At 63.2% G+C, this 26,182-nt stretch carries 23 protein-coding genes; 7 read left to right on the plus strand and 16 right to left on the minus strand.

The genetic code is table 11. The features are described 5' to 3' along the window. Positions 1–2 precede the first annotated feature (2 nt). The 6 genes from OGV19_RS19005 to pmbA form a co-directional block, all read right to left on the minus strand. Entirely contained in the window at positions 3–896 is an 894-nt protein-coding gene (locus tag OGV19_RS19005) for a ZIP family metal transporter (protein WP_264310162.1), read from the minus strand. An 11-nt stretch (positions 897–907) separates the two neighbouring features. Further along, positions 908–1,519, minus strand: coding sequence for a superoxide dismutase (locus tag OGV19_RS19010; protein WP_264310163.1), 612 nt, complete (start codon positions 1,517–1,519; stop codon positions 908–910). A 1-nt stretch (position 1,520) separates the two neighbouring features. After that, entirely contained in the window at positions 1,521–1,982 is a 462-nt protein-coding gene (locus tag OGV19_RS19015) for a DUF2753 family protein (RefSeq protein WP_264310164.1), read from the minus strand. A 28-nt stretch (positions 1,983–2,010) separates the two neighbouring features. Further along, positions 2,011–3,387 carry a class II fumarate hydratase gene (locus OGV19_RS19020; protein WP_264310165.1) on the minus strand — a complete coding sequence of 459 codons (1,377 nt, stop codon included), beginning with the start codon at positions 3,385–3,387 and terminating at the stop codon, positions 2,011–2,013. After that, positions 3,380–3,781 carry a FagA protein gene (locus tag OGV19_RS19025; RefSeq protein WP_264310166.1) on the minus strand — a complete coding sequence of 134 codons (402 nt, stop codon included), beginning with the start codon at positions 3,779–3,781 and terminating at the stop codon, positions 3,380–3,382. The genes OGV19_RS19020 and OGV19_RS19025 overlap by 8 nt, the downstream gene beginning before the upstream one ends. A gap of 241 nt (positions 3,782–4,022) precedes the next feature. Further along, complete coding sequence (gene pmbA, locus OGV19_RS19030) at positions 4,023–5,369, minus strand: metalloprotease PmbA (protein WP_264310167.1); 1,347 nt, start codon at positions 5,367–5,369, stop codon at positions 4,023–4,025. Between the two features lie 108 nt (positions 5,370–5,477). Between pmbA and yjgA the strand changes: the two genes are divergently transcribed. After that, positions 5,478–5,996, plus strand: a complete 519-nt coding sequence (yjgA, locus tag OGV19_RS19035; protein WP_027595596.1) for a ribosome biogenesis factor YjgA — start codon at positions 5,478–5,480, stop codon at positions 5,994–5,996. A 117-nt stretch (positions 5,997–6,113) separates the two neighbouring features. Here yjgA and tldD read toward each other — a convergent pair whose 3' ends face one another. The 8 genes from tldD to mreB all read right to left on the minus strand — a co-directional run bounded on the left by tldD (position 6,114) and on the right by mreB (position 17,208). Beyond that, positions 6,114–7,553: a metalloprotease TldD gene (tldD, locus tag OGV19_RS19040; protein ID WP_264310168.1), complete on the minus strand. Its 1,440-nt coding sequence runs from the start codon at positions 7,551–7,553 to the stop codon at positions 6,114–6,116. 2 nt (positions 7,554–7,555) lie between these two features. Continuing rightward, positions 7,556–8,407: a carbon-nitrogen hydrolase family protein gene (locus OGV19_RS19045; RefSeq protein WP_264310169.1), complete on the minus strand. Its 852-nt coding sequence runs from the start codon at positions 8,405–8,407 to the stop codon at positions 7,556–7,558. 8 nt (positions 8,408–8,415) lie between these two features. After that, complete coding sequence (locus OGV19_RS19050) at positions 8,416–12,237, minus strand: YhdP family protein (protein WP_264310170.1); 3,822 nt, start codon at positions 12,235–12,237, stop codon at positions 8,416–8,418. A gap of 82 nt (positions 12,238–12,319) precedes the next feature. Further along, complete coding sequence (gene rng / locus OGV19_RS19055; RefSeq protein ID WP_027595592.1) at positions 12,320–13,777, minus strand: ribonuclease G; 1,458 nt, start codon at positions 13,775–13,777, stop codon at positions 12,320–12,322. A 54-nt stretch (positions 13,778–13,831) separates the two neighbouring features. Then, positions 13,832–14,443, minus strand: coding sequence for a Maf family protein (locus OGV19_RS19060; protein WP_264310171.1), 612 nt, complete (start codon positions 14,441–14,443; stop codon positions 13,832–13,834). Positions 14,444–14,476: 33 nt separating this feature from the next. Continuing rightward, positions 14,477–14,965 carry a rod shape-determining protein MreD gene (gene mreD / locus OGV19_RS19065; protein WP_019473693.1) on the minus strand — a complete coding sequence of 163 codons (489 nt, stop codon included), beginning with the start codon at positions 14,963–14,965 and terminating at the stop codon, positions 14,477–14,479. Next, on the minus strand, positions 14,965–15,978 hold the full coding sequence (gene mreC / locus OGV19_RS19070; protein ID WP_413470143.1) for a rod shape-determining protein MreC: 1,014 nt from the start codon (positions 15,976–15,978) through the stop codon (positions 14,965–14,967). Before mreC ends, mreD begins: the two co-directional genes overlap by 1 nt. A gap of 192 nt (positions 15,979–16,170) precedes the next feature. Continuing rightward, a complete protein-coding gene (mreB, locus tag OGV19_RS19075; protein ID WP_003255163.1) occupies positions 16,171–17,208 on the minus strand; it encodes a rod shape-determining protein MreB in 1,038 nt (345 codons plus the stop codon). Between the two features lie 205 nt (positions 17,209–17,413). Between mreB and gatC the strand changes: the two genes are divergently transcribed. The 5 genes from gatC to OGV19_RS19100 all read left to right on the plus strand — a co-directional run bounded on the left by gatC (position 17,414) and on the right by OGV19_RS19100 (position 22,343). Continuing rightward, entirely contained in the window at positions 17,414–17,701 is a 288-nt protein-coding gene (gene gatC / locus OGV19_RS19080; RefSeq protein ID WP_264310172.1) for an Asp-tRNA(Asn)/Glu-tRNA(Gln) amidotransferase subunit GatC, read from the plus strand. Between the two features lie 15 nt (positions 17,702–17,716). Next, positions 17,717–19,168 carry an Asp-tRNA(Asn)/Glu-tRNA(Gln) amidotransferase subunit GatA gene (gene gatA, locus OGV19_RS19085; RefSeq protein WP_264310173.1) on the plus strand — a complete coding sequence of 484 codons (1,452 nt, stop codon included), beginning with the start codon at positions 17,717–17,719 and terminating at the stop codon, positions 19,166–19,168. An 11-nt stretch (positions 19,169–19,179) separates the two neighbouring features. Then, the gene (gene gatB, locus OGV19_RS19090) at positions 19,180–20,625 is read left to right on the plus strand and encodes an Asp-tRNA(Asn)/Glu-tRNA(Gln) amidotransferase subunit GatB (RefSeq protein ID WP_264310174.1); all 1,446 of its coding nucleotides are present in this window, start codon (positions 19,180–19,182) and stop codon (positions 20,623–20,625) included. Between the two features lie 239 nt (positions 20,626–20,864). After that, the gene (locus OGV19_RS19095) at positions 20,865–21,239 is read left to right on the plus strand and encodes a septal ring lytic transglycosylase RlpA family protein (protein WP_264310175.1); all 375 of its coding nucleotides are present in this window, start codon (positions 20,865–20,867) and stop codon (positions 21,237–21,239) included. A gap of 60 nt (positions 21,240–21,299) precedes the next feature. Then, positions 21,300–22,343 (plus strand): calcium/sodium antiporter, encoded by a 1,044-nt coding sequence (locus tag OGV19_RS19100; protein ID WP_264313975.1) that lies wholly within the window; start codon positions 21,300–21,302, stop codon positions 22,341–22,343. 27 nt (positions 22,344–22,370) lie between these two features. Here OGV19_RS19100 and OGV19_RS19105 read toward each other — a convergent pair whose 3' ends face one another. Further along, positions 22,371–23,732, minus strand: coding sequence for an amino acid permease (locus OGV19_RS19105; RefSeq protein WP_264310176.1), 1,362 nt, complete (start codon positions 23,730–23,732; stop codon positions 22,371–22,373). Positions 23,733–23,788: 56 nt separating this feature from the next. Beyond that, complete coding sequence (locus tag OGV19_RS19110) at positions 23,789–24,730, minus strand: AEC family transporter (protein WP_264310177.1); 942 nt, start codon at positions 24,728–24,730, stop codon at positions 23,789–23,791. 342 nt (positions 24,731–25,072) lie between these two features. Here OGV19_RS19110 and OGV19_RS19115 point away from each other — a divergent pair, with 342 nt between their 5' ends. Beyond that, positions 25,073–26,008, plus strand: coding sequence for an IS110 family transposase (locus tag OGV19_RS19115; RefSeq protein ID WP_264309880.1), 936 nt, complete (start codon positions 25,073–25,075; stop codon positions 26,006–26,008). Positions 26,009–26,182: the final 174 nt, after the last annotated feature.

A 26,182-nucleotide genomic window follows, 5' to 3' on the forward strand; every position in this document is an offset into this window, starting at 1 on the left:
ACTCAAGACATCGCCGTATCCATCACCATCATCAGGCAAAAGCCGATACATAGCCCCAGACTGGCCAAGCGGTGATGCCCATTGCTGCGCGACTCGGGGATGATTTCCTGGGTCACCACCAGCAGCATCGCCCCTGCGGCACACGCCAAACCCAACGGCAGCAGCAGCTCGGCAATGTTGACCAGCCAAGCGCAGATCACCGCCGCCACGGGTTCGACCAGGCCTGAGGCGGCACCGATCAGGAATGCCTTGAATCGCGGCATGCCCGCCCCCGCCAACACCAGCGCAATCACCAGGCCCTCGGGCACATCCTGTAAGGCGATGCCCATGGCCAGGCTGTCGGCATCGGCCATGCCACCACCCGCTGACACGCCAATGGCCATGCCTTCAGGAATGTTGTGGGCGATGATGGCGATGACGAACAGCCAGATTCGCGCGGCGATCACTGGCTGGTTATCCGTGCCAACCAAGGCTTCCGGCGAGGCGCCGGAGACCTTGAGGTCGACCAGAAACAGGCACAAGGCGCCGAACATCAGGCCAAAGCTGATCAGCCCTCCCGCGCCCCAGGGGCTGAAGCCGATGCCCTGGGCCGCTTCCAGCCCAGGAATGATCAGGGAGAATGCAGTAGCCGCAAGCATCACACCCGCGCCAAAACCCAGCAGCGTGTCGGCCAAAGCCACCGGCATGTTACGAATGACCAACACCGGTACCGCGCCCAGGGCTGTCCCCAACGCGCACAGTGCGCCCCCCTCGAGGGCGCGCAGCATACGTGGTTCCAGGCCCAGCCAGGCAATGCCCTGCGCCAGCAGCAATGCTGTGCCAACCAGCAGCAGCAAGGTTCCTATCGCCAGGCGAAACAGACGCACGCTGCTGACGGACAACACCTGTGAACGCATACCGGATCGACTCACTTCAAGGCTTCGAGATAACGACGTTCCACTTCCGCCCAGTCGACGACGTTGTAGAAGGCACCGATGTATTCAGGGCGACGGTTCTGGTATTTGAGGTAGTAGGCGTGCTCCCACACATCCAGCCCCAGGATCGGCGTGTTGCCGTGCATCAGCGGGCTGTCCTGGTTGCCGCTGCTTTCAACCACCAGCTTGTTGTCCGGGGTGACGCTGAGCCAGGCCCAGCCGCTGCCAAAGCGGGTCAGCGCAGCCTTGGTGAACGCATCCTTGAAGGCGTCGAAACCACCGAGCTCGGCCTCGATCGCCTTGGCTACCTGACCTTGCGGCTCGCCGCCACCCTGTGGCGCCATCACGGTCCAGAACAGCGAGTGATTGGCGTGGCCGCCCCCCTGGTTGATCACGGCAGCCTGCAGTTTCTCCGGCAATTGCTTGACCGCGGCTACCAACTGCTCCACTGGCCACTCGGCCCATTCGCTGCCTTCGATGGCGGCGTTGAGGTTGTTGATGTAGGTCTGGTGATGCTTGCTGTGGTGAATCTCCATGGTCTGGGCATCAATGTGCGGTTCCAGCGCATCGTAGGCATAGGGCAATGCGGGCAAGGTATGTGGCATGTCAGTGGATTCCGTAAGCATGGGTTCTGGGCGTCACGTCTGCCTTGGCGGCCAGTTCGCTGGCCTCGGGTGCGTGACGGTTGAGCAGGCGCTCGGTACGCGGGTACTGACCGTACTCGTCGATAAAATTCAGCAATTCGGTGTAGGTGCGCCCACTGTGGCGCAGCGCCGCATCCCGCAGCGCCTGGGGCAGGCGAGCCTCCTGGCTGGCCTGAAGCAAGCGCTGATGCGCAGCGCACAGGTAGTCGGCGCTCTCGTGCGGCTGGTTCAGGCGCAGGTGCAGGTCGGCCAGGTTGTGATGGGCGATGACAAACACCGCCACCGCTTCGTCGACGTCATGCCAGCGCTCGAACAGCACCTGGGCCAACGCCAAGGCCTGCAGGTAGTGTTCCCGTGCATCGACCCACTCACCCTGCTCGAACAGGCGATTGGCAGTTTCCGTGGTACGTTTCCAGTGCTGCATGGCTTATCTCCTGGGCGGTGACGCAGGGTCAGATGCCGCCAGCGGTGAGTTTCTCCGGGTCCAGCAGCGCTTCCAACTGGTCGCGCGACAAGTCGGTATGCTCCAGTGCCACGTCGATGATCGGGCGGCCCTGCTTGTACGCGGTCTTGGCGATTTCGGCGGCCTTGAGGTAGCCGATGATCGGGTTCAGCGCAGTGACCAGGATCGGATTGCGCGCCAGGGCCTCCTTGAGCTTGCTTTCATTAACCTTGAAGGTGGCAATGGCCTTGTCGGCCAGCAGACGGCTGACGTTGGCCATCAACTCGATGCTTTCCAGCAGGTTGCGGGCGATCACCGGCAACATCACGTTCAGCTCGAAGTTGCCCGACTGGCCGGCGATCGCGATGGTCGCGTCATTGCCGATCACCTGCGCGGCAACCATGGCAGTGGCTTCCGGGATCACCGGGTTGACCTTGCCTGGCATGATCGAAGAGCCTGGTTGCAGGCCCTGCAGTTCGATCTCGCCGAGGCCGGCCAACGGACCGGAGTTCATCCAGCGCAGGTCGTTGGCAATTTTCATCAGCGCCACGGCGGTGGTCTTGAGCTGGCCCGAAAGGGCTACTGCAGTGTCCTGCGAACCGATCAGAGCAAACAGGTTGTGCCCGGGGGTGAACTCGACCTGGGTCAGGCCACTCAGCTGACGCGCGAAACCGGCAGCGAATTGCGGATGGGCATTGATGCCGGTACCCACGGCAGTGCCGCCCTGGGCCAGCGCCTGCAGGCTCGGCAGGGTTGCCTCGATGTGCGCCTGCGCACCGTTGATTTGCGCTGCCCAGCCGTCGAGTACCTGGCTCATGCGCACGGGCATGGCGTCCATCAGGTGGGTGCGGCCGGTCTTCACAAACGGGTGCACCTGCGCCGACTTGGCCTCGATCACTTGCACCAGATGACGCAAAGCCGGCAGCAGCTGCTCATGCAGCGCCAGGGCAGCACTGACGTGGATGGTGGTCGGGATGATGTCGTTGCTGCTTTGGCCACAGTTCACATGGTCGTTGGCATTGACCGTATCACCGAGCACTCGGCTGGCCAGGGTGGCGATCACCTCGTTGGCGTTCATGTTCGAGCTGGTGCCGGAACCGGTCTGGAACACATCCACCGGGAAGTGCTGGATGAAATCTTGCGCCAGCAGTTGTTCGACCGCCTTGACGATGGCTTGGCCCTGCTCGGCGGTCACCTGTTCCAGCTCGATGTTGGCCTTGGCCGCTGCGGCCTTGGCCAGCAGCAATGCGCGAATGAACTGGGCCGGCATGCGCTGGCCGCTGATCGGGAAGTTGTCGACCGCGCGCTGGGTCTGGGCGCCATACAGGGCCTCGGCAGGCACCTGCAGCTCACCCATGCTGTCACGCTCGATACGGGTATTACTCATCGTCTAATCCTTGCATCAGTTCATCGGGAGAAATCGAAGGCAGCAGCACGCAGTTGGCCAATTGCAGGGCGTAGGGCTGCCAGCGCTGGTTTTGTTCGCGGCGGTCGAGGTTGCGCAAGTCCAGTAATGGTCGCCAGGCCTGGTCCAGGCACAAGCAGCGCCAGTGCCAGGGCAACATGCGATCGCAGGCGGTATCCAGCAGCAGGCGGAAGGCGGTCAGGGCCACCGTCCATGGCGAGGTTTCGGTGCAGCACACCAGGTAGCGGCCTTCGGCCAGGTAATGCTCGATCAGACGTGGCTCATCGGGCTCGAGCGCGCAGCGAATGCGCCGGCTGAGCCAGCGCCAGTTTTCCAGGTAGGGCAACTCGTGGAGGACAGATTTCATGAACACCATCGCCAAGCAACTGGGTAATGATATTCATTATTAAGTGATAAATAGAATCACTTCAAGTGGGCATCGACCAAAGCAGGGAGGTATGGCGCATAAAAAACCCGGCGCTAGGGCCGGGTTCTCTCAATCAGTTTGAAACAAACGGTGGCTATACCGCCCTCTTCGGGGCAAGCCCGCTCCCACAGGGATCGCACCACATGCGAAAAATGTGCAGTACCCGCAAGCGGCCAGTGCAGGTTACCTGTCAGCTCCCGGCAACGGTCATCCGCTCGATCAACACAGAGCCTGTGTGAATGTTGCTTCGCGTCTCAAGATCGTTACCGATCGCGACAATTTGCTGGAACATGTCCTTCATGTTCCCGGCGATGGTCACTTCCTGAACCGCATGCTGGATCTCGCCATTTTCGACCCAGAAGCCTGCGGCACCGCGCGAGTAATCGCCCGTCACCATGTTCAGGCCATGCCCCATCAGTTCGGTCACCAGCAAGCCACGCCCCATGCGGCGGATCAGGGCAGCCTGGTCTTCGATGCCGTGGGTAACATACAGGTTGTGCACGCCGCCGGAGTTGGCCGTGCTCGGCAGGCCGAGCTTGCGCCCAGAATAAGTGCCCAGCAGGTACGACACCAGCTCGCCTTTGTCGACGAACGGCTTGGCGTAAGTCGCCAAGCCGTCACCGTCGAACGCAGCACTGCCCAACGCGCGAGGAATAAGTGGGCGCTCATCCAGCGTCAGCCAGCTTGGGAACAGGCGCTGGCCAAGGGTGCCTTCGAGGAACGACGACTTGCGGTACAGATTGCCGCCGGAAATGGCCGACAGGAAGCTGCCGAACAGGCCGCCGGCGAGCTCTGCAGAGAACAGCACCGGCACTTCGCACGTTGGCACCGGGCGCGCCCCGAGGCGGCTGGCCGCACGCTGGGCTGCACGCTGGCCGATGCTGCGCGGATCGGCCAGCAAGTTGCCCTGACGGTTCACGTCATACCAGTAGTCGCGCTGCATCTGCCCTTCGCCCTCGGCGATCATCACGCAGCTCAGGCTGTGTCGGGTCGATGCATAGCCACCGATGAAACCGTGGCTGTTGCCATACACCCGGCACCCTTGATGGGTGTTGAGCGTGGTGCCATCGGCGTTGAGGATGCGCGGATCGGCGTCGAACGCCGCAGCCTCGCAGGCCAGGGCCATCTCGATCGCCTTCTCGGGTTCGATATCCCAGTCGTGGTAAAGGTCCAGGTCCGGGATGTCGCGGGCCATCAGCGCCGCGTCGGCCAGACCGGAGCATTCGTCTTCAGACGTGTGTTTGGCGATAGCCAGGGCTGCGGCAACGGTCTCGCGGATCGCCTCGGGGCCACTCGCCGAGGTACTGGCCGAGCCTTTGCGCTGGCCGACATAGAGGGTGATGCCAAAGCCCTGGTCACGGTTGAACTCGACCGTTTCGACCTCGCGCTGGCGCACCGTGGTGGACAGGCCCTGCTCCAGCGACACCGCCACTTCGCAGGCACTGGCCCCCTGGCGACGCGCTTCGGCGATGATCGCTTCGACCTGCTCCTGCAATGCTGGCAGGTCTTTGGGGCCTACGCTCTGGACTGCACTCATGGTTCTCTCCACTCAAATTCTGCGTTCGGCGAGGGTCATTCTACGACCGGGCCGGACAAGCGGCCCCCGACTGGTTATCATGGCGGCGATTTCTAGCGGACTGCCACCATGGTTGATTCAAACGACGCCTACGACGGCGAAAAAAGCAAAACCCAGATCAAGCGCGAACTGCATGAGCTGGTTGAACTCGGCGAGCGCCTCACGACGCTCAAGGCCGACACTCTGGCGCGTCTGCCGTTGACCGACGAGCTACGCAAGGCGCTGGCCGAGGCCAGCAAGCACACCGCTCACGGCGCCCGTAAACGCCACATGTCGTTCGTCGGCAAGCTGATGCGTGTCCAGGACCTGGACGCTATCCATGCCCTGCTCGAACAGATGGACAGCTCGACCCGCCAGTACAACGAGCGTTTCCACGGCCTGGAACGCTGGCGCGACCGGCTCATCGACGGTAATGACGAAGACCTCGAGCGTTTCGTCAATGAATACCCCGATACCGATCGCCAGCAACTGCGCTCGCTGATCCGCCATGCCCAGCACGAAAAAGCGCGGAACAAACCGCCTGCTGCTGCGCGCAAGGTGTTCAAGTACATCCGCGACCTCGACGAGTTACAGCGCGGGCTACGTTGATCGGCCTGGGGCCGCTTTGCGGCCCATTCGCAGCGCAAGGCTGCTCCCACAAGGAGCGTGTGCACCTGTAGGAGCAGCCTAGTGCTGCGAAAGGACCGCACGCGGTCCCCAAAGCCATCACGCCCCGGTACCGCCAACCGTGATCGCGTCCAGCTTCAATGTCGGCTGCCCTACCCCTACCGGTACCGACTGCCCATCCTTGCCACACGTGCCCACGCCACTGTCCAATGCCAGGTCGTTACCGACCATCGACACCCGGCTCATGGCCTCCGGCCCGTTGCCAATCAGGGTCGCACCCTTGACCGGCGCGGTGATCTTGCCGTCCTCGATCAGGTAGGCCTCACTGGTTGAGAACACGAATTTGCCGCTGGTGATATCCACCTGGCCACCACCCAGGTTGGCGCAGTAGATGCCTTTTTTCACCGAGGCGATGATTTCTTGCGGGTCGCTTTCACCGGCGCGCATGTAGGTGTTGGTCATGCGTGGCATCGGCAGATGGGCGTAGGATTCGCGGCGGCCGTTACCGGTCACGGCCATGCCCATCAGGCGGGCGTTCAATTTGTCCTGCATGTAGCCTTTGAGCACGCCATTCTCGATCAGGGTGGTGCACTCGGTCGGGGTGCCTTCGTCATCCACGCTCAGCGAACCACGGCGGCCCTCAAGGGTGCCGTCGTCGACGATGGTGCACAGCTTCGACGCCACGAGCTCACCCATGCGGCCACTGAACGCCGAGCTGCCCTTGCGGTTGAAGTCGCCTTCCAGGCCATGGCCAACCGCCTCATGCAACAGCACGCCCGACCAGCCTGACCCCAGCACCACTGGCAAGGTGCCCGCCGGCGCAGGGATCGCCTCCAGGTTCACCAGCGCCTGACGCAACGCTTCACGGGCATAGCCCATGACTTTCTCTTCGGTGAAGAAGCGGTAGTCGGTACGCCCACCGCCCCCCTGGCCACCGCGCTCGCGGCGGCCATTCTGTTCGACGATGACGCTGACGTTGAAGCGCACCAGCGGGCGCACGTCGGCGGCCAGGCTGCCATCGGCGGCGGCGATGAGAATCCGCTCCCAGACCCCGGCCATGCTCACGCTGACCTGCTGGATACGCGGGTCCAACGCGCGGGTTGCGGCGTCGACACGCTTGAGCAGGTCGACCTTTTCAGCGCGGCTGAGCACGTCCAAGGGGTTGTCCGGCGCATACAGGGCCGTCACATCCTGGCTGCGGAACGCCTGGACTTTACCGTTCTGCCCGGCACGCGAGATGGAACGCGCGGCGCGGGCCGCCGAGGTCAGGGCTTCCAGGTTGATGGCGTTGCTGTAGGCGAAGCCGGTCTTTTCACCGGACTGGGCACGCACGCCCACGCCTTGGTCGAGGTTGAAGCTGCCCTCTTTGACGATGCCGTCCTCCAGCGCCCAGGTTTCAGAGATCTGGCCCTGGAAATACAGGTCGGCGGCATCGATGCCCGGGCCTGCCAACTCACCCAGCACAGCCTGCAGGCTGTCCAGGGTCAATCCGCCTGGGGCCAGGAGCTGCTCGCTGACGGTGGATAACATCTGGCTCATAGTCACTCCGAGGTGTGCGCAGGCCGCAAGGCGTCCTGCGAGAAAAAGCGCCGGTGCGAAACCACCGGCATGCGCGCCCGAATGGACGCTTGTTCATCAATGTCGCGCTCGGCGAGCAATACCGCTTCGCCCTGCGCCTGTTGCGCAACGATCCGCCCCCAGGGGTCGACGATCGCTGCATGGCCGTGGGTTTCCCGTGGCCCTGGATGGGTGCCGCCCTGCGCTGCGGCCAACAGGTAACACTGGGTCTCGATGGCACGCGCGCGAATCAGCACGTCCCAGTGCGCCGCACCCGTCACCGCGGTAAACGCGGCAGGCGCGGTGATCAGCTCTGCCCCAGCTGCGCGCAATGCACTGTACAGCTCGGGGAAGCGCAGGTCATAGCATACGCTCAGGCCCAGGCGCCCCACCGGGGTATCGGCCACCACCACCTGCGCGCCATGGGCATAGTCGTCGGACTCACGGTAGCGCCCCCGGTTGTCGGCGACGTCCACGTCGAACAGGTGCAATTTGTCGTAGCGCGCCGCCACTTCACCCTGTTCATCGATCAGCAGCGAGCAGGCATGGGCCTTGGCATCAGGCTGGCCGACCGGTGGCAGAGGCAAGGTGCCGGCAACAATCCATAACCTGAGGTCACGAGCGGTGCGTTTCAACCAGGGCAGGATCGGCCCCTCTCCCAACGCTTCGGCCCGCCCGATCGCGGCGGCATCCTTGCGCCCCATCGCGGCGAAGTTTTCTGGCAGCACGGCCAGCCGCGCGCCACCGAACGCCGCCTGCTCAAGCAGGGCGCCGGCACGCTGGAGGTTGGCCAGCACGTCGTCCTGGCTGACCATCTGGATCACCGCTGCCTTCATGGAGACTCCTAGCGCGATTTCTCGAAAGGTTTCACAAATGTGATTCTAGGCTCTTTCCACGGCCCTTCGACGCGGTAGTGCACACTGGCAAAGCGCGATACCCGGTCACCGATCAACCGATCGACCAGAAACAGCGCGCCCCCCACCGCTGGCGCCCCGACGATCAACGCCGCCAGGGGCAGGTTGTTGGTCACCGGCAGACTAACCTGCAAGTTGGCATCCACCCGGTCACGGACCAGGTCCAGGGTGCCGTCGAGCTCAAAATTGCTCGAAGGGCCGGTTACGGTAATCGGCTCGCGGGTCACGTACACACCATTGCTGGCCACCAGTAGGCCCTTGACCCGGTCATAGGCAAGGCCTTTGTCGAACAGGTCGGAGAAGTCCAGGCGCAGGCGGCGGCCAATGGAGTTGAAGTTGAGCAGGCCGAACACACGCAAGGCCTGGGCACTGCCCTCGACCTCGACGAACTGGCCGGTACGCAATGCGGCGTCCATGCTCCCGGAGAAGCGGTTCAGGCCCACCCAGGCAGGCGACCCCGGCCAGCGGCCATCGACATCCAGGCGGAAATCGCGGCTGGTCACGGTAGGCGCGAAGCCCCAGGCCTTGAGCACATCGGCCAGATTCTTGCCGTCCAGGCGCCCTTTGTACCAACTGCTGCTGCTGCCTGGCTCGCCTTCCCAGCCACCCCCGCCGTCAATACGCAGGCCTTTGAAATCAAGGTCGATATCATCTGCCGAAACGCCACGTGCGGTCGGGCGCAGCTTGATCGATGCACTACCGAACAAATCGTCGCCGCGATAAAGCTTGTCAATGGTCAGGTCCAGGGCAGGCACCTTGCGGGGGTCGAACGATGCCAGCGGGTCGGGCCCCTCCTCGGCCTGCGCCTGGGCCGGGTCGGCCGCCGGCAGGCGCAAGGTCTGCAAGCGAACCGACATAGGCGCGGCCTTGGCGTCAGGCACGCGCGCATTGCCGATGACTTCCTTGCTGTCCAGGCGCAGGTCCCACGCCGGGCCACCACGGGCCAGGCGCACCACCGCCTGGTTCAGGTCCATGCCGAAGGCCTTGAGCTGACCAATGCTCAGGTCAACGCTTTGCAGGTTCTGCCGGGCACTGCCTCCGGGGTCATCGCCGCCCAGGCTGGCCATTTGCGCCTGCCAAGGCGCGAGGTCCAGGGTTTCCAGGCGACCGCGCACCCGCAGCCCCTGGCACGCCGGCACTTGCGCCTGGCCTGCACCCAGCAGCAGCTCACCACGGCCTTGGGCCAGTTTGTCGGCGGGCGCGGCATAGGCGAAGCGCGCAAGGCCGGCATAGCTGGCGTCGAAACGCCGCTCCTGGCCTTCGAGGTTCATGCTGAAACGGCTGTCGCGGGTATCCGCCGCGGCCTTGCCGAAAGGTGCCGGCAAGTCGATGGCCAAGCCCTTGAGCGACGAGTTGACGCTGAGGCTGTTGTCCCGGCTACCCAGGTTGACCTGCAACTGATAGGGCAGCTCGCCCGAGGCAGGCAACGCCTGCTTGAACTGCAGCCAGTCGGTCAGCGCTTTCAACGCAACCTGGCCATTGGCGTTGATCCGGGTCTGCATCTGCCCAGGCCCGCCCTCGGCGACGATCTGTGCGGTTACCGGCTTGCCGAATGCCTGCAGGCTGATGCCCTTGCCGCTCAGGCCCTTGTCGAAATCGAAGTTGAAGTCCCCCTTCAGGCGGCTCAGTTCCAGGCTCGGGGGGGCCACCTTGAGGCGGGCGTCAGCGGTGGCGAACGCCACCTCAACCTTGGGCCGCTCCCCGTGTGCCAGGGGGATATCGAGCTTGACCTTGCCCTTGAGCGGGCCCTCGCCCTCCCAGCCAGCGAAGATTTCGCCCGTGCCAATCGGGGCTTCCTTGAGAATTTTCAGGCCATCACCCAGGCTGCCGTCGAAATCGCCATCGAGGTACAGGTGGCTGTGCTGGTCGCCGTCGACGTGGGGGATATCGACACTGACGTCACTGACCTTGGTGTCGAGCAACAGGCCATGGTGGGCCTTGATGCGCACACCGCTGTCCTCAATCAGCACATCGCCATCAACCTGCTGCACTTGCGGCCAGCCGGGCTGGAAGTCCAGCGCCGCATCGCGCACCTTGAAGAACAGGCTGATACTGCGGGCCTGCGGGGCGGCGCCGTGGTTCAGCGAACCCTGGTACTGGAAGTAGCCCTCATCCACGGTGCCCTTGACGATCGCACTGCGCAGCCATTCGTCGAGGGCCGGGCTCAGCACTTCGGGCAAGTACTTAGCCGTGTAGCGACCATCGCCGTCGGTCAAGCCGACCCGCAGGTCCATGTAGTCCTCGCGGCCCTCTTCGAACAGCAGGCGGATAAGGAAGTCACCGGCGATCTTGCCCTCCTCGCCCAGCACCTTGAGGTAGGGCGCGACGAGGGTGAAGCCTTCCTTGTCGAGGGCCCAGGTCAGGCGGGCATTGGCCTGCAGGTAATGCCAAGGTTTGGCGAAAATCGGGTACAGGTGCAGCATGAAGGCGTCAGTATCGAGCCGCAGTTCTCCATGGCCCAGGTCGCCACTGATGCTGCCACTGACGTTACCGGCCGCCGGGGCACCGTGATAGGCATTGAAACCGACCTTTTCCAGGTTGGCGGCAAATTGCAGACGCTGGTCGCCCTCGGCCTTGGGCCGCGCCTCCAGGCGTACGTTGCGCAGCGCACCGGTGACCTTCAGGCCATCGACCACCGCCATGAGGTTGTCCGGCAGCGGCGCCAGGGCATCGATCACCGGGGTCAAAGGGGTGAGGTCGAGGCGGTCGGCCTGCACTTCCCAGCGCTCTTCCGCGGGATTCTGGCCTGGGCGCTGACGCAACTGAAGGTGGGATTCCCATCGGGTCTTGCCGATATTCATGGCCAGGGAATCGACCACCACGTCAAAACCTTGTTCGTTGCGCTGGAACCAGGCGGCCAGCGCCAGGTTGTCCAGGGTGGCGGCCTTGCGCTCGGCATAGGCACCTTTAAGCTGGGGAGCATTGAGCCGGACCACCGCTTGTTGCAATTGGCCTTTGCGCCAATCGACCCAGAACTCGCCACCCGCACGCAGCGCCTCGGCATGCCACTGGCCTAGCAGGCGCGGCGGCAGCCAGCGTGCCCAATCACTCTGTGGCAGGCTCAGGTAGGCTGCAACCTCACCGTCGCGCCAGGCTTCGGCCGACGCGCGGCTGCGCAGGTTCAATGCCAGGGGCTGGCCGTCAGGCAGGGTTGCGCGCAGGTCCAGGGCCTGACGCGAAGCACCGGCCTGCAGGCCCGCGCTCACATAGGTCAAGGTCAAAGGGTCGCGCTGCCAGGGGTGCAAGGTAACCTGGCTGTCGAAGACATCGATACGCCCCAGTTGGCGCAAACGCTGCAACAACTCGGCGGGGTCGAGCGGGGCATCGTCCTTCTTCGGCAGGCCTTCGAGGTTCCAGGCGCCTTGGGCGTCTTCGCGCAGGATCAGTTGCAAGCCGCCCAGTTGAATACGGGCCAGACGTACCTGGCGGGAGGTCAGGCTGGCCCAGAGGTCCGGCACCAGCTTGACGTCGTCCAGGCGCAAGGCGGTGGCGCCTTCGCCCACTTGCAGGTCGCGCACGCGCAACACCGGCGCCAGCCCGCTCCAACGCCCCTCCAAAGCACCGACATGCACCGGCAGGCCCAGCGCCTGCTCGGCCTTGCTTTGGACATCGGCGCGGTATTCGGCCACCAGCGGCACCAGTTGCCGGCCGAGGCTGACATACAGCGCCACCAGAACCGACAGCAGTGCGCACAAGCCCAACCCCCAGCGGGTCAAGGCGACAAGAACGCGGTTCAGACGTCCCATGGCCATGGCCCTCCAGGTCGTTTATCCATGATGGCCCCAAGTACCGGTTTTGCCAGCCCGACCATCCTGTGATGCGTTTTGGAATGCCTCAGAGCAGCACCACATCGTATTGTTCCTGCGAGTACATCGACTCGACCTGGAAGCGAATAGTTCGACCGATGAAGGTTTCAAGCTCCGCCACGTTGCCGGACTCCTCGTCTAGCAGCCGATCGACCACCTTCTGGTTGGCCAGCACGCGGTAGCCCTCGGCCTGGTAGGCACGGGCCTCGCGGAGGATCTCACGGAAGATTTCGTAGCAGATGGTCTCGGGTGTTTTCAGCTTGCCACGGCCCTGGCACGCCAGGCAGGGTTCGCACAGCACCTGTTCGAGGCTCTCGCGCGTGCGCTTGCGGGTCATCTGCACCAGGCCCAGCTCGGTGATGCCGATGATGTTGGTCTTGGCGTGATCACGTTCGAGCTGTTTTTCCAGGGTGCGCAGCACCTGGCGCTGATGCTCTTCATCTTCCATGTCGATGAAGTCGATGATGATGATGCCGCCGATGTTGCGCAGGCGCAGTTGCCGGGCAATGGCGGTGGCGGCCTCAAGGTTGGTCTTGAAGATGGTCTCTTCAAGGTTGCGATGGCCGACGAAGGCACCGGTGTTGACGTCGATGGTGGTCATCGCTTCAGCGGGGTCGACCACCAGATAGCCACCGGACTTGAGCGGCACCTTGCGCTCCAGGGCGCGCTGGATCTCGTCTTCGACACCGTACAGGTCAAAGATCGGCCGCTCGCCTGGGTAATGCTCTAGGCGGTCGGCAATCTCCGGCATCAATTCGCCGACGAACTGCGTGGTTTTCTGGAACGTTTCCCGCGAGTCGATGCGGATTTTCTCGATCTTCGGATTGACCAGGTCGCGCAGGGTACGCAGGGCCAGCCCGAGGTCTTCGTAGATCACCGTGGGCGCGCCGCAGCTCTGGATCTGGCTGCCGATCTGCTCCCACAGGCGGCGCAGGTAACGAATGTCTTGCAGGATCTCTTCGGCACGGGCGCCCTCGGCGGCAGTGCGCAGGATGAAGCCGCCAGCGTCCTTGATGTTCTCGCTGTCCATGCAGCTGCTGACCACCTGTTTGAGGCGGTCACGCTCGGCTTCGTCTTCGATCTTCAGGGAAATACCCACATGGCTACTGCGCGGCATGTACACCAGGTAGCGCGAAGGGATCGACAGCTGGGTGGTCAGGCGAGCGCCCTTGGTGCCGATCGGGTCCTTGGTCACCTGCACCACCAGGGCTTGGCCTTCATGCACCAGCGCAGTGATGTTCTCTACCGCCGAGCCTTCACGCTGGGAGATCTCCGAGGCATGGATGAACGCGGCCCGTTCCAGGCCGATGTCGACGAACGCCGCCTGCATGCCCGGCAGCACGCGCACCACCTTGCCCTTGTAGATATTGCCGACGATGCCACGACGCAGGGTGCGTTCGACGTGCACTTCCTGCAGCACCCCGTTTTCCACCACCGCCACACGTGACTCCATCGGGGTGATGTTGATCAGGATCTCTTCACTCATGGCAGGCTCTCGTCAAAGGTCTTGGATAATGATGGATCGCGCAGGCAGCGCTGGCTACCGCTGCTTTGTTACCTCTGGAGAACACGCGGGCAGTTGCCAGCAGGCGATGCCGAACGCAGCGAGCAGTTCGGCGGTTTCGCTCAGCGGCAAACCGACCACGGCGGAGTAACTGCCTGTCAGGCCGGTGACAAACACCGCGCCCAACCCCTGGATCGCATAGCCACCGGCTTTGTCCGCAGGTTCGCCGCTGGCCCAGTAGCGTGCTGCTTCATCGGCACTGATGGCGCGAAAGCGCACGCTGCTGGAGACGCACAGGCTTTGCGTACGCACGCCGTCGCTCAGGGCGACAGCGGTCAGCACCTGATGCTCGCGGCCAGACAGCTCAGCCAGCATGGCCAAGGCATGTTCGCGGTTTTCCGGTTTTCCGAGAATACGACCATCGAGGACCACCGCCGTGTCTGCGCCAAGCACCACAGCCGGGCCCTGGAGGCCGGCAAGGCCAGCCTGCGCCTTGGCCCGGGCAAGGCGCTCGACATAGGCTTGAGCGCCTTCAGCGGCGAGCGGCGTTTCATCAATGGGGGCGCTGAGCGTGGTGAACGGTACGCCGATCTGGGTCAGCAATTCACGACGACGTGGCGAGCCAGAGGCCAGGTAAAGCGGGTTCATGTAGACATCTCCCTGTCAGTCGCGGCAACGCCGTCAATTTATATGCAAGCGTCGGCGCAGGTCGCGCAGGGCAAAACTGATCCATGGCCAGAGCAAGGCGCTGATAACCGCCGACCACACCAGCGCCAGGGTCGGCAGGCGGTTGCCGGTCAGCGCGCTGAGCCACAGCTGGATCAACTGGGCAATGCCGAAGATCACCAAGATCACCAGGCTCTGCTGCCACATGGGGAACATGCGCAGGCGCTGCTGCAGGGACAACACCAGGAAGGTGATCAAGGTCAGGATCAACGCATTCTGCCCGAGCAACGTGCCATACAGCACATCCTCGGCCAGCCCCAGCACGAAGGCCGTGGTCATGCCGACCTTGCTCGGCACCGCGAGCGTCCAGAACGACACCAGCAACGCCAGCCACATGGGCCGGAACACTTCCATGAACTGGGGCATCGGCGAGACGCTGAGCAACAGGCCAATGGCGAAAGTCAGCCAGATGACCCAGCCGTTGTTGCGGCGTGATGCAGCCATCATTGCCTCCGGGGTTGGGCGGGCACTGCCGCCGGTACAACGGGTGCCGCTGGCGCTACAGGTGCAGCAGCGGGCGGCGTGGCAGGGGCGACAGAGGCAGGTGCCGTGGCAGCTGGGACGCCTGGCACGCCATTGGCGCCAGGCTGAGCAGCGATCGACGTGCCCTTGCGATCGGCCTCTTCCTGCGCAATCGCAGCGTCCGTGGCGCGCTGCTCCGGGCTGCGCCGGTCACTGAACACCAGCAGCATGTAGCGGCTGCGGTTGAGTGCGGCAGTGGGGATGGCGCGGACAATGGCAAACGGCTGGCCGGAGTCGTGAATCACTTCGTTGACCGTGGCCACCGGGTAACCGGCCGGGAAGCGCTGGCCCATGCCGGAGCTGACCAGCAGGTCGCCTTCTTTGATGTCGGCGGTGTCGGCCACATGGCGCAGCTCCAGGCGCTCCGGATTACCGGTACCGCTGGCGATGGCGCGCAGGCCGTTGCGGTTGACCTGCACCGGAATGCTGTGGGTGGTGTCGGTCAGCAACAATACCCGCGAGGTGTAGGGCATCAATTCGACCACCTGGCCCATCAGGCCACGGGCATCGAGCACCGGCTGGCCAAGGAACACGCCATCGCGCTCACCCTTGTTGATCAGGATGCGGTGGGTGAACGGGTTGGGGTCGACGCCGATCAGCTCGGCCACTTCGACCTTCTCGTTGACCAGGGCCGAAGAATTGAGCAACTCACGCAAGCGCACGTTCTGCTCGGTCAGGGCCGCCAGCTTCTGCAGGCGCCCCTGCAACAGCAGGGCCTCGGTCTTGAGCTTCTCGTTTTCAGCGATCAGTTCGGTACGGCTGCCGAACTGGCCGGCCACACCTTGCCACATGCGCTGTGGCAGGTCGGTGATCCAGTACGACTCCATCAGCACCATGCCCATCTGGCTGCGCACGGGCTTGAGCATGTCAAAGCGCGCGTCGACCACCATCAGCGCGACCGACAGCACTACCAATACGAGCAGGCGAACGCCCAGCGAAGGGCCCTTGGAGAAAAGCGGTTTAATGGGCCGTTCCTCGTGGACGACTCAGGAGGTCATTGGACATGGGACAACGCACCAGCCTGGTTGCGGGTTGACGGAAACGACGCCCGAACGGACGCCAGCCCAGCGCATACAGGTAGCACTGCGCGTGCTACCTGTAAACCGGGCGCTCAGATGCAGCGGGTATCACTCGCTGGAGAGCAGGTCCATCGCGTGCTTGTCCATCATCTCCAGGGCGCGACCGCCGCCACGGGCGACACAGGTCAGCGGGTCCTCGGCGACGATCACCGGCAGGCCGGTTTCCTGGGCCAGCAGTTTGTCGAGGTCGCGCAGCAGTGCGCCACCACCGGTCAGCACCAGGCCGCGCTCGGCGATGTCGGAGGCCAGCTCCGGTGGCGATTGCTCCAGGGCGCTCTTGACCGCCTGGACGATGGTCGCCAGGGATTCCTGCAGGGCTTCGAGGACTTCGTTGGAGTTCAGGGTGAAGGCACGCGGCACGCCCTCGGCCAGGTTACGGCCACGGACATCGACTTCGCGCACTTCGCCGCCCGGGTAGGCGGTGCCGATTTCCTGCTTGATACGTTCGGCAGTGGATTCGCCGATCAAGCTGCCGTAGTTGCGGCGCACGTAGGTGACGATGGCTTCGTCGAAACGGTCGCCGCCGACGCGGACGGATTCGGCGTAGACCACGCCGTTCAACGAGATCAGGGCGATTTCAGTGGTACCACCACCGATATCGACGACCATCGAGCCACGGGCCTCTTCGACCGGCAGGCCGGCACCGATGGCGGCGGCCATTGGCTCTTCGATCAGGAACACTTCACGGGCACCGGCACCCAGGGCCGACTCGCGAATCGCGCGGCGCTCTACCTGGGTCGACTTGCACGGCACACAGATCAGCACGCGTGGGCTGGGCTGCAGGAAGCTGTTTTCGTGAACCTTGTTGATGAAATACTGCAACATTTTTTCACAAACGCTGAAGTCGGCAATGACGCCGTCCTTCATCGGACGAATGGCAGCAATGTTGCCAGGCGTACGGCCCAGCATGCGTTTGGCTTCGGTACCGACGGCGACGACGCTTTTCTGATTGCCATGGGTACGGATGGCAACAACCGAGGGCTCATTCAGGACGATACCGCGCTCACGCACGTAAATAAGGGTGTTGGCAGTACCCAGGTCGATGGAAAGATCGCTGGAAAACATGCCACGCAGTTTCTTGAACATGGGAAAGTGACCCTGGGGAAAGCGTGGGTAAAAAAGTGCGGCAAACTCTAACAATGGCAGGGATTTTGGGCAAGGAGCCAATATGTTAAATTGGTCGTTTTTCCGAGCACGCCAGCAGATGATCGCGGCCGTATGACCGCCAGAATGCCGACATGTTCCTCATCACGGACCCTAATTCCGTTCTTTGTTTCCCTTGGAGATCCCCATGGCGCTTGAACGCTGCGACGTGGAAAAGATCGCCCATCTGGCCCGTCTGGGGCTGAATGATGGCGAACTGCCACGTATTACCGATGCACTGAACAGCATTCTCGGGCTGGTCGACCAGATGCAAGCGGTCGACACCACGGGCATCGAGCCCCTGGCCCACCCCCTGGAGGCCAGCCAGCGACTGCGTCCTGACCAGGTCACCGAACGCAACCAGCGCGAGGCCTATCAGGCCATCGCACCCTCGACCGAAAGCGGTCTGTACCTGGTTCCCAAAGTCATCGAGTAAGGGATAGAGCCTGCCATGCATCAATTGACCCTGGCCGAGATCGCCCGCGGACTCGCCGACAAGTCGTTTTCCTCCGAAGAGCTGACCGGCGCCCTGCTGGCGCGCATCAAACAGCTCGACCCACAAATCAACAGCTTCATCAGCGTCACCGAGGAGCTGGCCCTAAGCCAGGCCCGTGCCGCTGACGCCCGTCGCGCCGCAGGCGAGAGCGGTGCACTGCTGGGCGCCCCCATCGCCCACAAAGACCTGTTCTGCACCAACGGCGTACGCACCAGCTGCGGCTCGAAGATGCTCGACAACTTCAAGGCGCCGTATGACGCCACCGTGGTCGCCAAGCTGGCCGAAGCCGGCATGGTCACCCTGGGCAAGACCAACATGGACGAATTCGCCATGGGTTCGGCCAACGAATCCAGCCACTATGGCCCGGTGAAGAACCCGTGGAACCTCGAGCACGTCCCTGGCGGCTCGTCGGGTGGCTCGGCTGCGGCAGTCGCCGGTCGCCTGCTGCCGGCCGCCACCGGCACCGACACTGGCGGCTCGATCCGACAGCCGGCAGCGCTGACCAACCTCACCGGCCTAAAACCGACGTACGGTCGTGTTTCGCGCTGGGGCATGATCGCTTACGCCTCCAGCCTCGACCAGGGCGGCCCCCTGGCCCGCACCGCTGAAGACTGCGCGCTGCTGCTGCAAGGCATGGCCGGTTTCGACGCCAAGGACTCCACCAGCATCGAAGAGCCGGTGCCGGACTACAGCGCCAACCTCAACGCCTCGCTGCAAGGTCTGCGCATCGGCCTGCCGAAGGAATACTTCGGCGCCGGCCTCGACCCACGCATCGCTGAGCGGGTGCAAGCCAGCGTCAAGGAGCTGGAAAAGCTCGGCGCCGTGGTCAAGGAAATCAGCCTGCCGAACATGCAGCACGCCATCCCGGCGTACTACGTGATCGCGCCGGCTGAAGCCTCCTCCAACCTGTCGCGTTTCGACGGCGTGCGCTTTGGCTACCGCTGCGAAGACCCGAAAGACCTGACCGACCTGTACAAGCGTTCCCGTGGCGAAGGCTTCGGCGCCGAAGTGCAGCGCCGCATCATGGTCGGCACCTACGCCCTGTCGGCCGGCTACTACGACGCCTACTACGTGAAGGCGCAGCAGATCCGCCGCCTGATCAAAAACGACTTCATGGCCGCCTTCGAAGGCGTCGACCTGATCCTCGGCCCGACCACGCCTAACCCGGCCTGGAAGCTTGGTGCCAAGAGCAGCGACCCAGTCGCCGCCTACCTTGAAGACGTGTACACCATCACCGCCAACCTGGCGGGCCTGCCGGGCCTGTCGATGCCTGCTGGCTTTGTCGATGGCCTGCCGGTCGGCGTGCAGCTGCTGGCGCCATACTTCCAGGAAGGCCGCCTGCTCAACGTCGCGCACCGCTACCAGCAAGTGACCGACTGGCACACCCGTGCCCCCAACGGCTTCTGAGGAGTTCACACATGCAATGGGAAGTTGTGATCGGGCTGGAAATTCATACTCAGCTCGCCACCCAGTCGAAGATCTTCTCCGGCAGCGCCACCACCTTCGGCTCCGAGCCGAACACCCAGGCCAGCCTGGTTGATCTGGGCATGCCCGGTGTACTGCCGGTGCTGAACCAGGAAGCCGTGCGCATGGCCTGCATGTTCGGCCTGGCGATCGATGCCGAGATCGGCAAGCGCAACGTGTTCGCGCGCAAGAACTACTTCTACCCCGACCTGCCCAAGGGCTACCAGATCAGCCAGATGGAGTTGCCGATCGTCGGCAAGGGCCACCTGGACATCGCCCTGGAAGACGGCACCATCAAGCGCATCGGGGTAACCCGTGCGCACTTGGAAGAAGACGCCGGCAAGAGCCTGCACGAAGACTTCAGCGGCTCCACCGGCATCGACCTGAACCGTGCCGGCACGCCACTGCTGGAAATCGTCTCCGAGCCGGACATGCGCAGCGCCAAGGAGGCCGTGGCCTACGTCAAGGCCATCCACGCCCTGGTGCGCTACCTGGGCATCTGCGACGGCAACATGGCCGAAGGTTCGCTGCGTTGCGACTGCAACGTGTCGATCCGGCCCAAAGGCCAAACCGAGTTCGGTACCCGCTGCGAGATCAAGAACGTCAACTCGTTCCGCTTCATCGAACGTGCGATCAACAGCGAGATCCAGCGCCAGATCGACCTGATCGAGGACGGCGGCAAGGTCATCCAGGAAACCCGCCTGTACGACCCGAACAAGGACGAGACCCGTTCCATGCGCAGCAAGGAGGAAGCCAACGACTACCGTTACTTCCCCGACCCGGACCTGCTGCCGGTGGTCATCGAGGACAGCTTCCTCGAAACCATCCGCGCCGGCCTGCCGGAGCTGCCGCCACAGAAGGTCGAACGCTTCCAGAGCCAGTACGGCCTGTCGGCCTACGACGCCAACGTGCTGGCCTCCAGCCGCGAACAGGCGAACTACTTCGAAGAAGTGGTGAAAATCGGTGGCGATGCCAAGCTGGCAGCCAACTGGGTCATGGTCGAGCTGGGCAGCCTGCTGAACAAGCTGGGCATCGAGATCGACCAGGCGCCGGTGAGCGCAGAGCAGCTTGGTGGCATGTTGCTGCGTATTCGCGACAACACCATCAGTGGCAAGATTGCCAAGACCGTGTTCGAGGCCATGGCCGCCGGTGAAGGCGATGCCGACAGCATCATCGAGAGCAAAGGCCTGAAACAGGTTACCGATACCGGTGCAATCGAGAAGATGCTCGACGAGATGCTGGCAGCCAACGCCGAGCAGGTCGAACAGTACCGCGCCGCCGACGAGGCCAAGCGCGGCAAGATGTTTGGCTTCTTTGTCGGCCAGGCGATGAAGGCGTCGAAGGGCAAGGCCAACCCTGGGCAAGTGAACCAATTGCTCAAGGCCAAGCTCGAAGGTTGAGCTGAAAAATGCGGCGAGGGCTGCGCCCTCGTTCGCGGGGCAAGCCCGCTCCCACAGGTATTCCACAGCTTCAAAGCCAGTGAAATACCTGTGGGAGCGGGCTTGCCCCGCGAAGGGCCGCACAGCGGCCCCAATGGCAGCTATTCCACAGCTTCAAAGCCAGTGAAATACCTGTGGGAGCGGGCTTGCCCCGCGAAGGGCCGCGCAGCGGCCCCAATGGCAGCACCGGAGCATCAGACTTGCTAAAACGATCCCTCAGCACCCTCGCTCTTTTCTCCCTGCTGGCCGGCTGTGCCAGCCACGATATCGACCCCCGCGGTTACGACAAGACCGGCACCGCGTCCTATTACGGCTCCCGTCACCACGGCAAACGCACCGCCAGTGGCGAGCCCTTCAACCAGCACGGCCTTACCGCCGCCCACCGCAGCCTGCCGTTCGGCAGCCGCGTGCTGGTCACCAACCTCGCCAACCAACGCAGCGTGGTGGTGCGCATCAACGACCGCGGCCCGCACACACGTGGCCGACTGATCGACCTGTCACGCGCTGCAGCAGAAAAAATCGGCATGCTCCGTAGCGGAACGGCGCGCGTCCGGGTACAAGGTCTGAGCGACTGACCGACTGGAGCCCCGACCATTTTCGACCTGGCCACCCTTCCCACCTTCAGCCTCCTGCAACTGGGCGTCGCCTTACTGCTGCTGGTCTGCGGTGCCGAGCTGCTGGTACGCATGGCCCTGCGCCTGGCCCTGCGCTTGCACGTGCGCCCTCTCATCATCGGCCTGAGCCTGGTGGCCTTCGGCAGCACCGCACCGCAGCTCACCGTGAGCCTGCAGGCCGCCTATCAGGGGGCACCGGATGTCGCGGTCGGCAGTGTGATCGGCAGCAACATCTTCAACGTGTTGGTGATTCTCGGCCTGGCCGCGCTGATCATCCCGCTGCGCGTATCACGCCAGCTGGTGCGCCTGGACCTTCCCCTGATGATCGTCGCCAGCGCACTGGTGTACGCGCTTGCCGCCAATGGCCACTTGAGCCGCTGGGCGGGTTTGCTGCTGTTGCTGGCGCTGCTGGGCTATCTGGCGATGCTCTGGCATCAATCGCGTCATTACGCCCGCACCTACCCTGCCCCCAGCGGCATCACGATCAGTGGCGCACGCTTCTGGTCAGGCACGCTGCTGCAGATTGCCCTCGGCCTGGGTCTATTGAGCCTGGCCGGGCACCTGCTGCTGGAGGCCGCCGTCGAGGTGGCCACCGACCTGGGCCTGTCCGAACGCATCATCGGCCTGACCGTGGTCGCGGTGTGCACGTCACTGCCAGAGCTGGCCGCCGCGATGATCGCCGCCCTTCGTGGCGAGCGGGAAATCGCCGTGGGCACGGTAATCGGCAGCAACCTGTTCAACCTGCTGGGTGTGCTGGGCCTGACCGCACTGATCACCCCTGAACCGCTGTCGATCTCACCCAACGCACTGGCCTTCGACCTGCCCGTGATGCTGGGCGTCGCCGTCTTGAGCCTGCCGGTGTTCTATTCGGGCTACCGAATCACCCGCGCCGAAGGCCTGGTGTTTCTCTGCCTGTACCTGGCCTATGGGCTGCACGTGGTGGCCTTTACCACCGGCATGCCCTTGGCCGGCCGCCTGGAGCGGCTCATGCTGTTCTACGCACTGCCAGTGCTCGCGGTGGTGTTGCTGTACACCACCGTGCGCGCCTGGCGGCGGCAGCACTGAGGTCGGTAGAGGGCGCTAGGGTACGCCTTAGCCCCTGGCCTGCCGAGCCTTCTTCAAGCGGAACGCCACCCACAGCACCGCAATCCAGCCCGGAATCAGCATCACCGAGATGCGAATCGGCGGCGTCAGGTACATCACCACCAGAATCAGCACGATGAACGCCAGGCACAGGTAGTTGGTCACCGGGTGCCCCCAGCTCTGGTAGAACGGCGCAATGCCCGCCGCCAGCTTGGCTTTGCGGAACTTGAGGTGGGTGATACTGATGCTCGCCCAGTTGATCACCAGCGCCGACACCGCCAGGGCCATCAGCAAGCCGAAGGCTTCACCCGGCATCAAATAGTTGATCAGTACGCACATGCCCGTGGCGAACGCCGAAACACCCAGCGCCGTCAGCGGTACGCCACTGCGGCTGACCTTGAGCAACTGACGCGGCGCATCGCCCTGGCTGGCCAGGCCGAACAGCATGCGGCTGTTGGCGTACACGCAGCTGTTGTAGACCGACAACGCAGCCGTCAGCACCACGATGTTGAGGATGGTCGCCACCAGGTCGCTGTCCAGCTCGTGGAAGATCATCACGAACGGGCTGCCCCCCTGCACCACCTTCTGCCACGGGTACAGCGACAACAGCACCGCCAAGGCACCGATGTAGAAAATCAGGATGCGGTAGACCACCTGGTTGGTGGCTTTGGGAATGCTCTGGCGCGGGTTGTCCGCCTCGGCTGCGGTAATACCCACCAGCTCCAGCCCGCCGAAGGAGAACATGATCACCGCCAGGGCCATGACCAGCCCGGTAACCCCATTCGGGAAGAAGCCGCCGTACTGCCACAGGTTGGCCACGCTGGCATCCGGGCCGCCATGGCCACTGCTCAGCAGCCAGGCACCAAAGCCGATCATGCTGACGATGGCCACCACCTTGATCAAGGCGAACCAGAACTCCATCTCACCGTAGACCTTCACCTGCGTCAGGTTGATGAGATTGATCACCACGAAGAAGATCGCCGCCGTCGCCCAGGTGGGGAAGTCTGGCCACCAGTACTGCACATAGATGCCCACGGCCGTCAGCTCGGCCATGCCCACCAGCACATACACCACCCAATAGTTCCAGCCCGAGACAAAACCTGCGAACTCGCTCCAGTACTGGTGAGCGAAGTGGCTGAAGCTGCCGGCGACCGGCTCTTCGACCACCATTTCGCCAAGCTGGCGCATGATGAAGAAAGCCATCAGGCCGGCAATGGCGTAGCCCAGCAAAACGGAGGGGCCAGCCAGCTGAATGGTCTGGGCGATGCCCAGGAACAGCCCGGTGCCGATGGCCCCACCCAGCGCGATCAGCTGGATATGGCGGTTCTTCAACCCTCGCTGCAAACGCTCGGGCGTGCTCTGGTCTTGCATGAAGTGTCCTTTAGCTCAGTGAGGCAGTGTTATTGCTGTTATTTGCAGTCAAGGATCTAGATCCATCCGCCCCACTGCAATATGAAAATACCGATATTGGTGGTGATCGCCGCCATTAGCGTAGTGATCACGATGATCGATGCCGCCAATTCATGGTTGCCGTTGGCCGCCCGCGCCATGACGTAGCTGGCCGCCGCTGTGGGGCTGCCGATGTACAGGAACAGGATGCCCAACTCGGCACCGCGAAAACCGCAGAGCCAGGCACCCAACGTGCCGACCAGCGGCAACCAGACCATCTTCACCAGGCTGGCATCGATGGCCAGCCTGCCACTGTCACGCAGCGCCGCCAGTGACAAGGTGCCACCGATGCACATCAGCGCCAGCGGCAGGGTCATCTGCGCCAGGTAGTCGCCCGAGGTGAGCAACCAGTTGGGCAACGGCACCTGCCCATAGGCCATGGGTGTCGCCACCAGCACGCTGATGATCAACGGGTTGCTGAAGATGCTCTTGCAGATACTCCACGGGTCGGACTTGAGGTCCGGGCTGTACACCGCCAGCACCACCGCAGACAGCGAGTTGTACAGGAGGATCACCAGGCCTGCCAGCACCGCGCCTAACGAGATACCGTAGTCGCCGTACAAGCTGGCGGCCAGGGCCAGGCCGATCACGCCGTTGTTGCCGCGAAACGCGCCTTGGGTGTAGATGCCGCGATCCGCTGGCGGGCAACGCCAGATGGCCAAGCCCCAGGCCACGCCGAAACCGACCAGGGTGGCAACGACGAAATACAGGAGCACGCCAGGTTTGACCGCTGTTGCCAGGTCGGCGTGATAGATGCCCAGGAACAGCAGGGCCGGCATGCAGACATTGAATACCAGCTGCGACGCAACACGGTTGAAGTTGTCGTCGATCAGGTGGATGCGTTTGAGCAGTACGCCCATGAACAACATGGCGAAGACTGGTGCCGTGATGTTCAGCGTCTGGATAAGAAGGGCGAGCATGCGCAAGCGATCCTGCAGGGAGTTGCCGTCAGGGGGCTAATGATACGTCAACGGCTGCGAGTTGCGGGGATCGGGGTGTGATTAAGGGAAGTCTCCGACAGGTAAGGCCCTTTCGCGGGGCAAGCCCGCTTGTGTCTTGGAGAGGGAATAGAATCTGAAGTGAGAGCGGTGAATGGCAAGCTGATAGCCCGAGGTGCCCAGAGCACGTGTGGGAGCAAAAGCTGCCATTCACCGTTCCACTTTGGCGAGAGCCCGAACAGTTGGATGAGGGGCGTAATCTCGAATCACAAGCGTGGGCCAAGCCAAAGCGCTCTCACTCCTTGAGTTTAAGAGGGTTTGGCCATGTCTTCCTCTGTCGGCATCGATGTTTCCAGTGCCACACTTGCTGTTCACATCCGTCCTGAGGGGGTGAACTTCAGTGTTTCCAATGACTTGAAGGGATTCCAACTGCTCGTCGAAAAGCTTGGCGAGTATGCAATTTCAATGGTCTTGCTCGAAGCTACCGGTGGCTACGAGTGCAATGTCCTCAAAGCGCTGCAGGATGCCGATTTTCCGGTTTGCCGGATCAATCCCAGTCGTGCCCGGGACTTTGCCAAGTCGATGGGTAAACGCGCCAAGACCGATCCCATTGACGCAGCTGTTTTGGCTCACCTGGCTGAAGTTATGCCCCCACGGCCTTGCCAGGTGATGACACCCGAGCGGGCTTTGCTGCGCGAACTGCTTATGCAGCGGGATCGCTTCGTCCAACAGCGCGACGATGACAAGCGGCGCCTGAAGCAGGCGCGGGCTCCCAGTGTTTGTTTGCGGTTGGAACAACACATCGCCTATCTGAAGGGTGAAATTCGAGCGCTGGAACAAGAGATCGCACAGCAGGCAGCAGCTTTGCCTGATGATCGGGTTAAACAGCTCACTCAAGTCAAAGGAATTGGTCTGATTACTGCCGGAAAGCTGATGGCCTTGCTGCCAGAGCTGGGCCAGGTGGATAAGAAGGAAATTGCCGCCTTGGTCGGTGTTGCGCCGTTCAACCAGGACAGCGGCAAGCAGTCGGGCAAGCGTTCAATCTGGGGGGGACGCTCACAAGTCAGGCGGGCGCTCTATATGGCCTGCTGGGTGGTGATACGGCACAACAAGGACTTCTGCGAGCGCTACAAAGCACTGCGAGCCCAGGGGAAGTGCGCGAAAGTATCGGTGGTGGCGTGTATGCGAGTATTGATAGTGAGGCTAAATGCGATGCTCAAGACCGGAACGCCCTGGAAGGAGCAAATAGCTCATTCGTAGGAGCAAGCCTTGCTGGCGATGCCCGGCACAGCCGGGCCTGGGGCGCTACGCGCCCCATCGCCGGCAAGGCCAGCTTCCACAAGAAGACAGTTGCTCCCACAAGAACACTGTCGCCGGTTTGTGCGGCGCTTTTCTGTGGGAGCGGGCTTGCCCCGCGAAAGGGTCAACGCCGAT

Source organism: Pseudomonas putida (genome assembly GCF_025905425.1).
Taxonomy (GTDB): Bacteria; Pseudomonadota; Gammaproteobacteria; order Pseudomonadales; family Pseudomonadaceae; genus Aquipseudomonas; species Aquipseudomonas putida_AF.

What these genes read in the sequence shown, in the direction of transcription:
- OGV19_RS19005 (WP_264310162.1), bottom strand. Translation starts at nt 896, where the DNA reads ATGCGTTCACAGGTGTTGTCCGTCAGCAGCGTGCGTCTGTTTCGCCTG.
- OGV19_RS19010 (WP_264310163.1), bottom strand. Translation starts at nt 1,519, where the DNA reads ATGCCACATACCTTGCCCGCATTGCCCTATGCCTACGATGCGCTGGAA.
- OGV19_RS19015 (WP_264310164.1), bottom strand. Translation starts at nt 1,982, where the DNA reads ATGCAGCACTGGAAACGTACCACGGAAACTGCCAATCGCCTGTTCGAG.
- OGV19_RS19020 (WP_264310165.1), bottom strand. Translation starts at nt 3,387, where the DNA reads ATGAGTAATACCCGTATCGAGCGTGACAGCATGGGTGAGCTGCAGGTG.
- OGV19_RS19025 (WP_264310166.1), bottom strand. Translation starts at nt 3,781, where the DNA reads ATGGTGTTCATGAAATCTGTCCTCCACGAGTTGCCCTACCTGGAAAAC.
- pmbA (WP_264310167.1), bottom strand. Translation starts at nt 5,369, where the DNA reads ATGAGTGCAGTCCAGAGCGTAGGCCCCAAAGACCTGCCAGCATTGCAG.
- yjgA (WP_027595596.1), top strand. Translation starts at nt 5,478, where the DNA reads ATGGTTGATTCAAACGACGCCTACGACGGCGAAAAAAGCAAAACCCAG.
- tldD (WP_264310168.1), bottom strand. Translation starts at nt 7,553, where the DNA reads ATGAGCCAGATGTTATCCACCGTCAGCGAGCAGCTCCTGGCCCCAGGC.
- OGV19_RS19045 (WP_264310169.1), bottom strand. Translation starts at nt 8,407, where the DNA reads ATGAAGGCAGCGGTGATCCAGATGGTCAGCCAGGACGACGTGCTGGCC.
- OGV19_RS19050 (WP_264310170.1), bottom strand. Translation starts at nt 12,237, where the DNA reads ATGGCCATGGGACGTCTGAACCGCGTTCTTGTCGCCTTGACCCGCTGG.
- rng (WP_027595592.1), bottom strand. Translation starts at nt 13,777, where the DNA reads ATGAGTGAAGAGATCCTGATCAACATCACCCCGATGGAGTCACGTGTG.
- OGV19_RS19060 (WP_264310171.1), bottom strand. Translation starts at nt 14,443, where the DNA reads ATGAACCCGCTTTACCTGGCCTCTGGCTCGCCACGTCGTCGTGAATTG.
- mreD (WP_019473693.1), bottom strand. Translation starts at nt 14,965, where the DNA reads ATGGCTGCATCACGCCGCAACAACGGCTGGGTCATCTGGCTGACTTTC.
- mreB (WP_003255163.1), bottom strand. Translation starts at nt 17,208, where the DNA reads ATGTTCAAGAAACTGCGTGGCATGTTTTCCAGCGATCTTTCCATCGAC.
- gatC (WP_264310172.1), top strand. Translation starts at nt 17,414, where the DNA reads ATGGCGCTTGAACGCTGCGACGTGGAAAAGATCGCCCATCTGGCCCGT.
- gatA (WP_264310173.1), top strand. Translation starts at nt 17,717, where the DNA reads ATGCATCAATTGACCCTGGCCGAGATCGCCCGCGGACTCGCCGACAAG.
- gatB (WP_264310174.1), top strand. Translation starts at nt 19,180, where the DNA reads ATGCAATGGGAAGTTGTGATCGGGCTGGAAATTCATACTCAGCTCGCC.
- OGV19_RS19105 (WP_264310176.1), bottom strand. Translation starts at nt 23,732, where the DNA reads ATGCAAGACCAGAGCACGCCCGAGCGTTTGCAGCGAGGGTTGAAGAAC.
- OGV19_RS19110 (WP_264310177.1), bottom strand. Translation starts at nt 24,730, where the DNA reads ATGCTCGCCCTTCTTATCCAGACGCTGAACATCACGGCACCAGTCTTC.
- OGV19_RS19115 (WP_264309880.1), top strand. Translation starts at nt 25,073, where the DNA reads ATGTCTTCCTCTGTCGGCATCGATGTTTCCAGTGCCACACTTGCTGTT.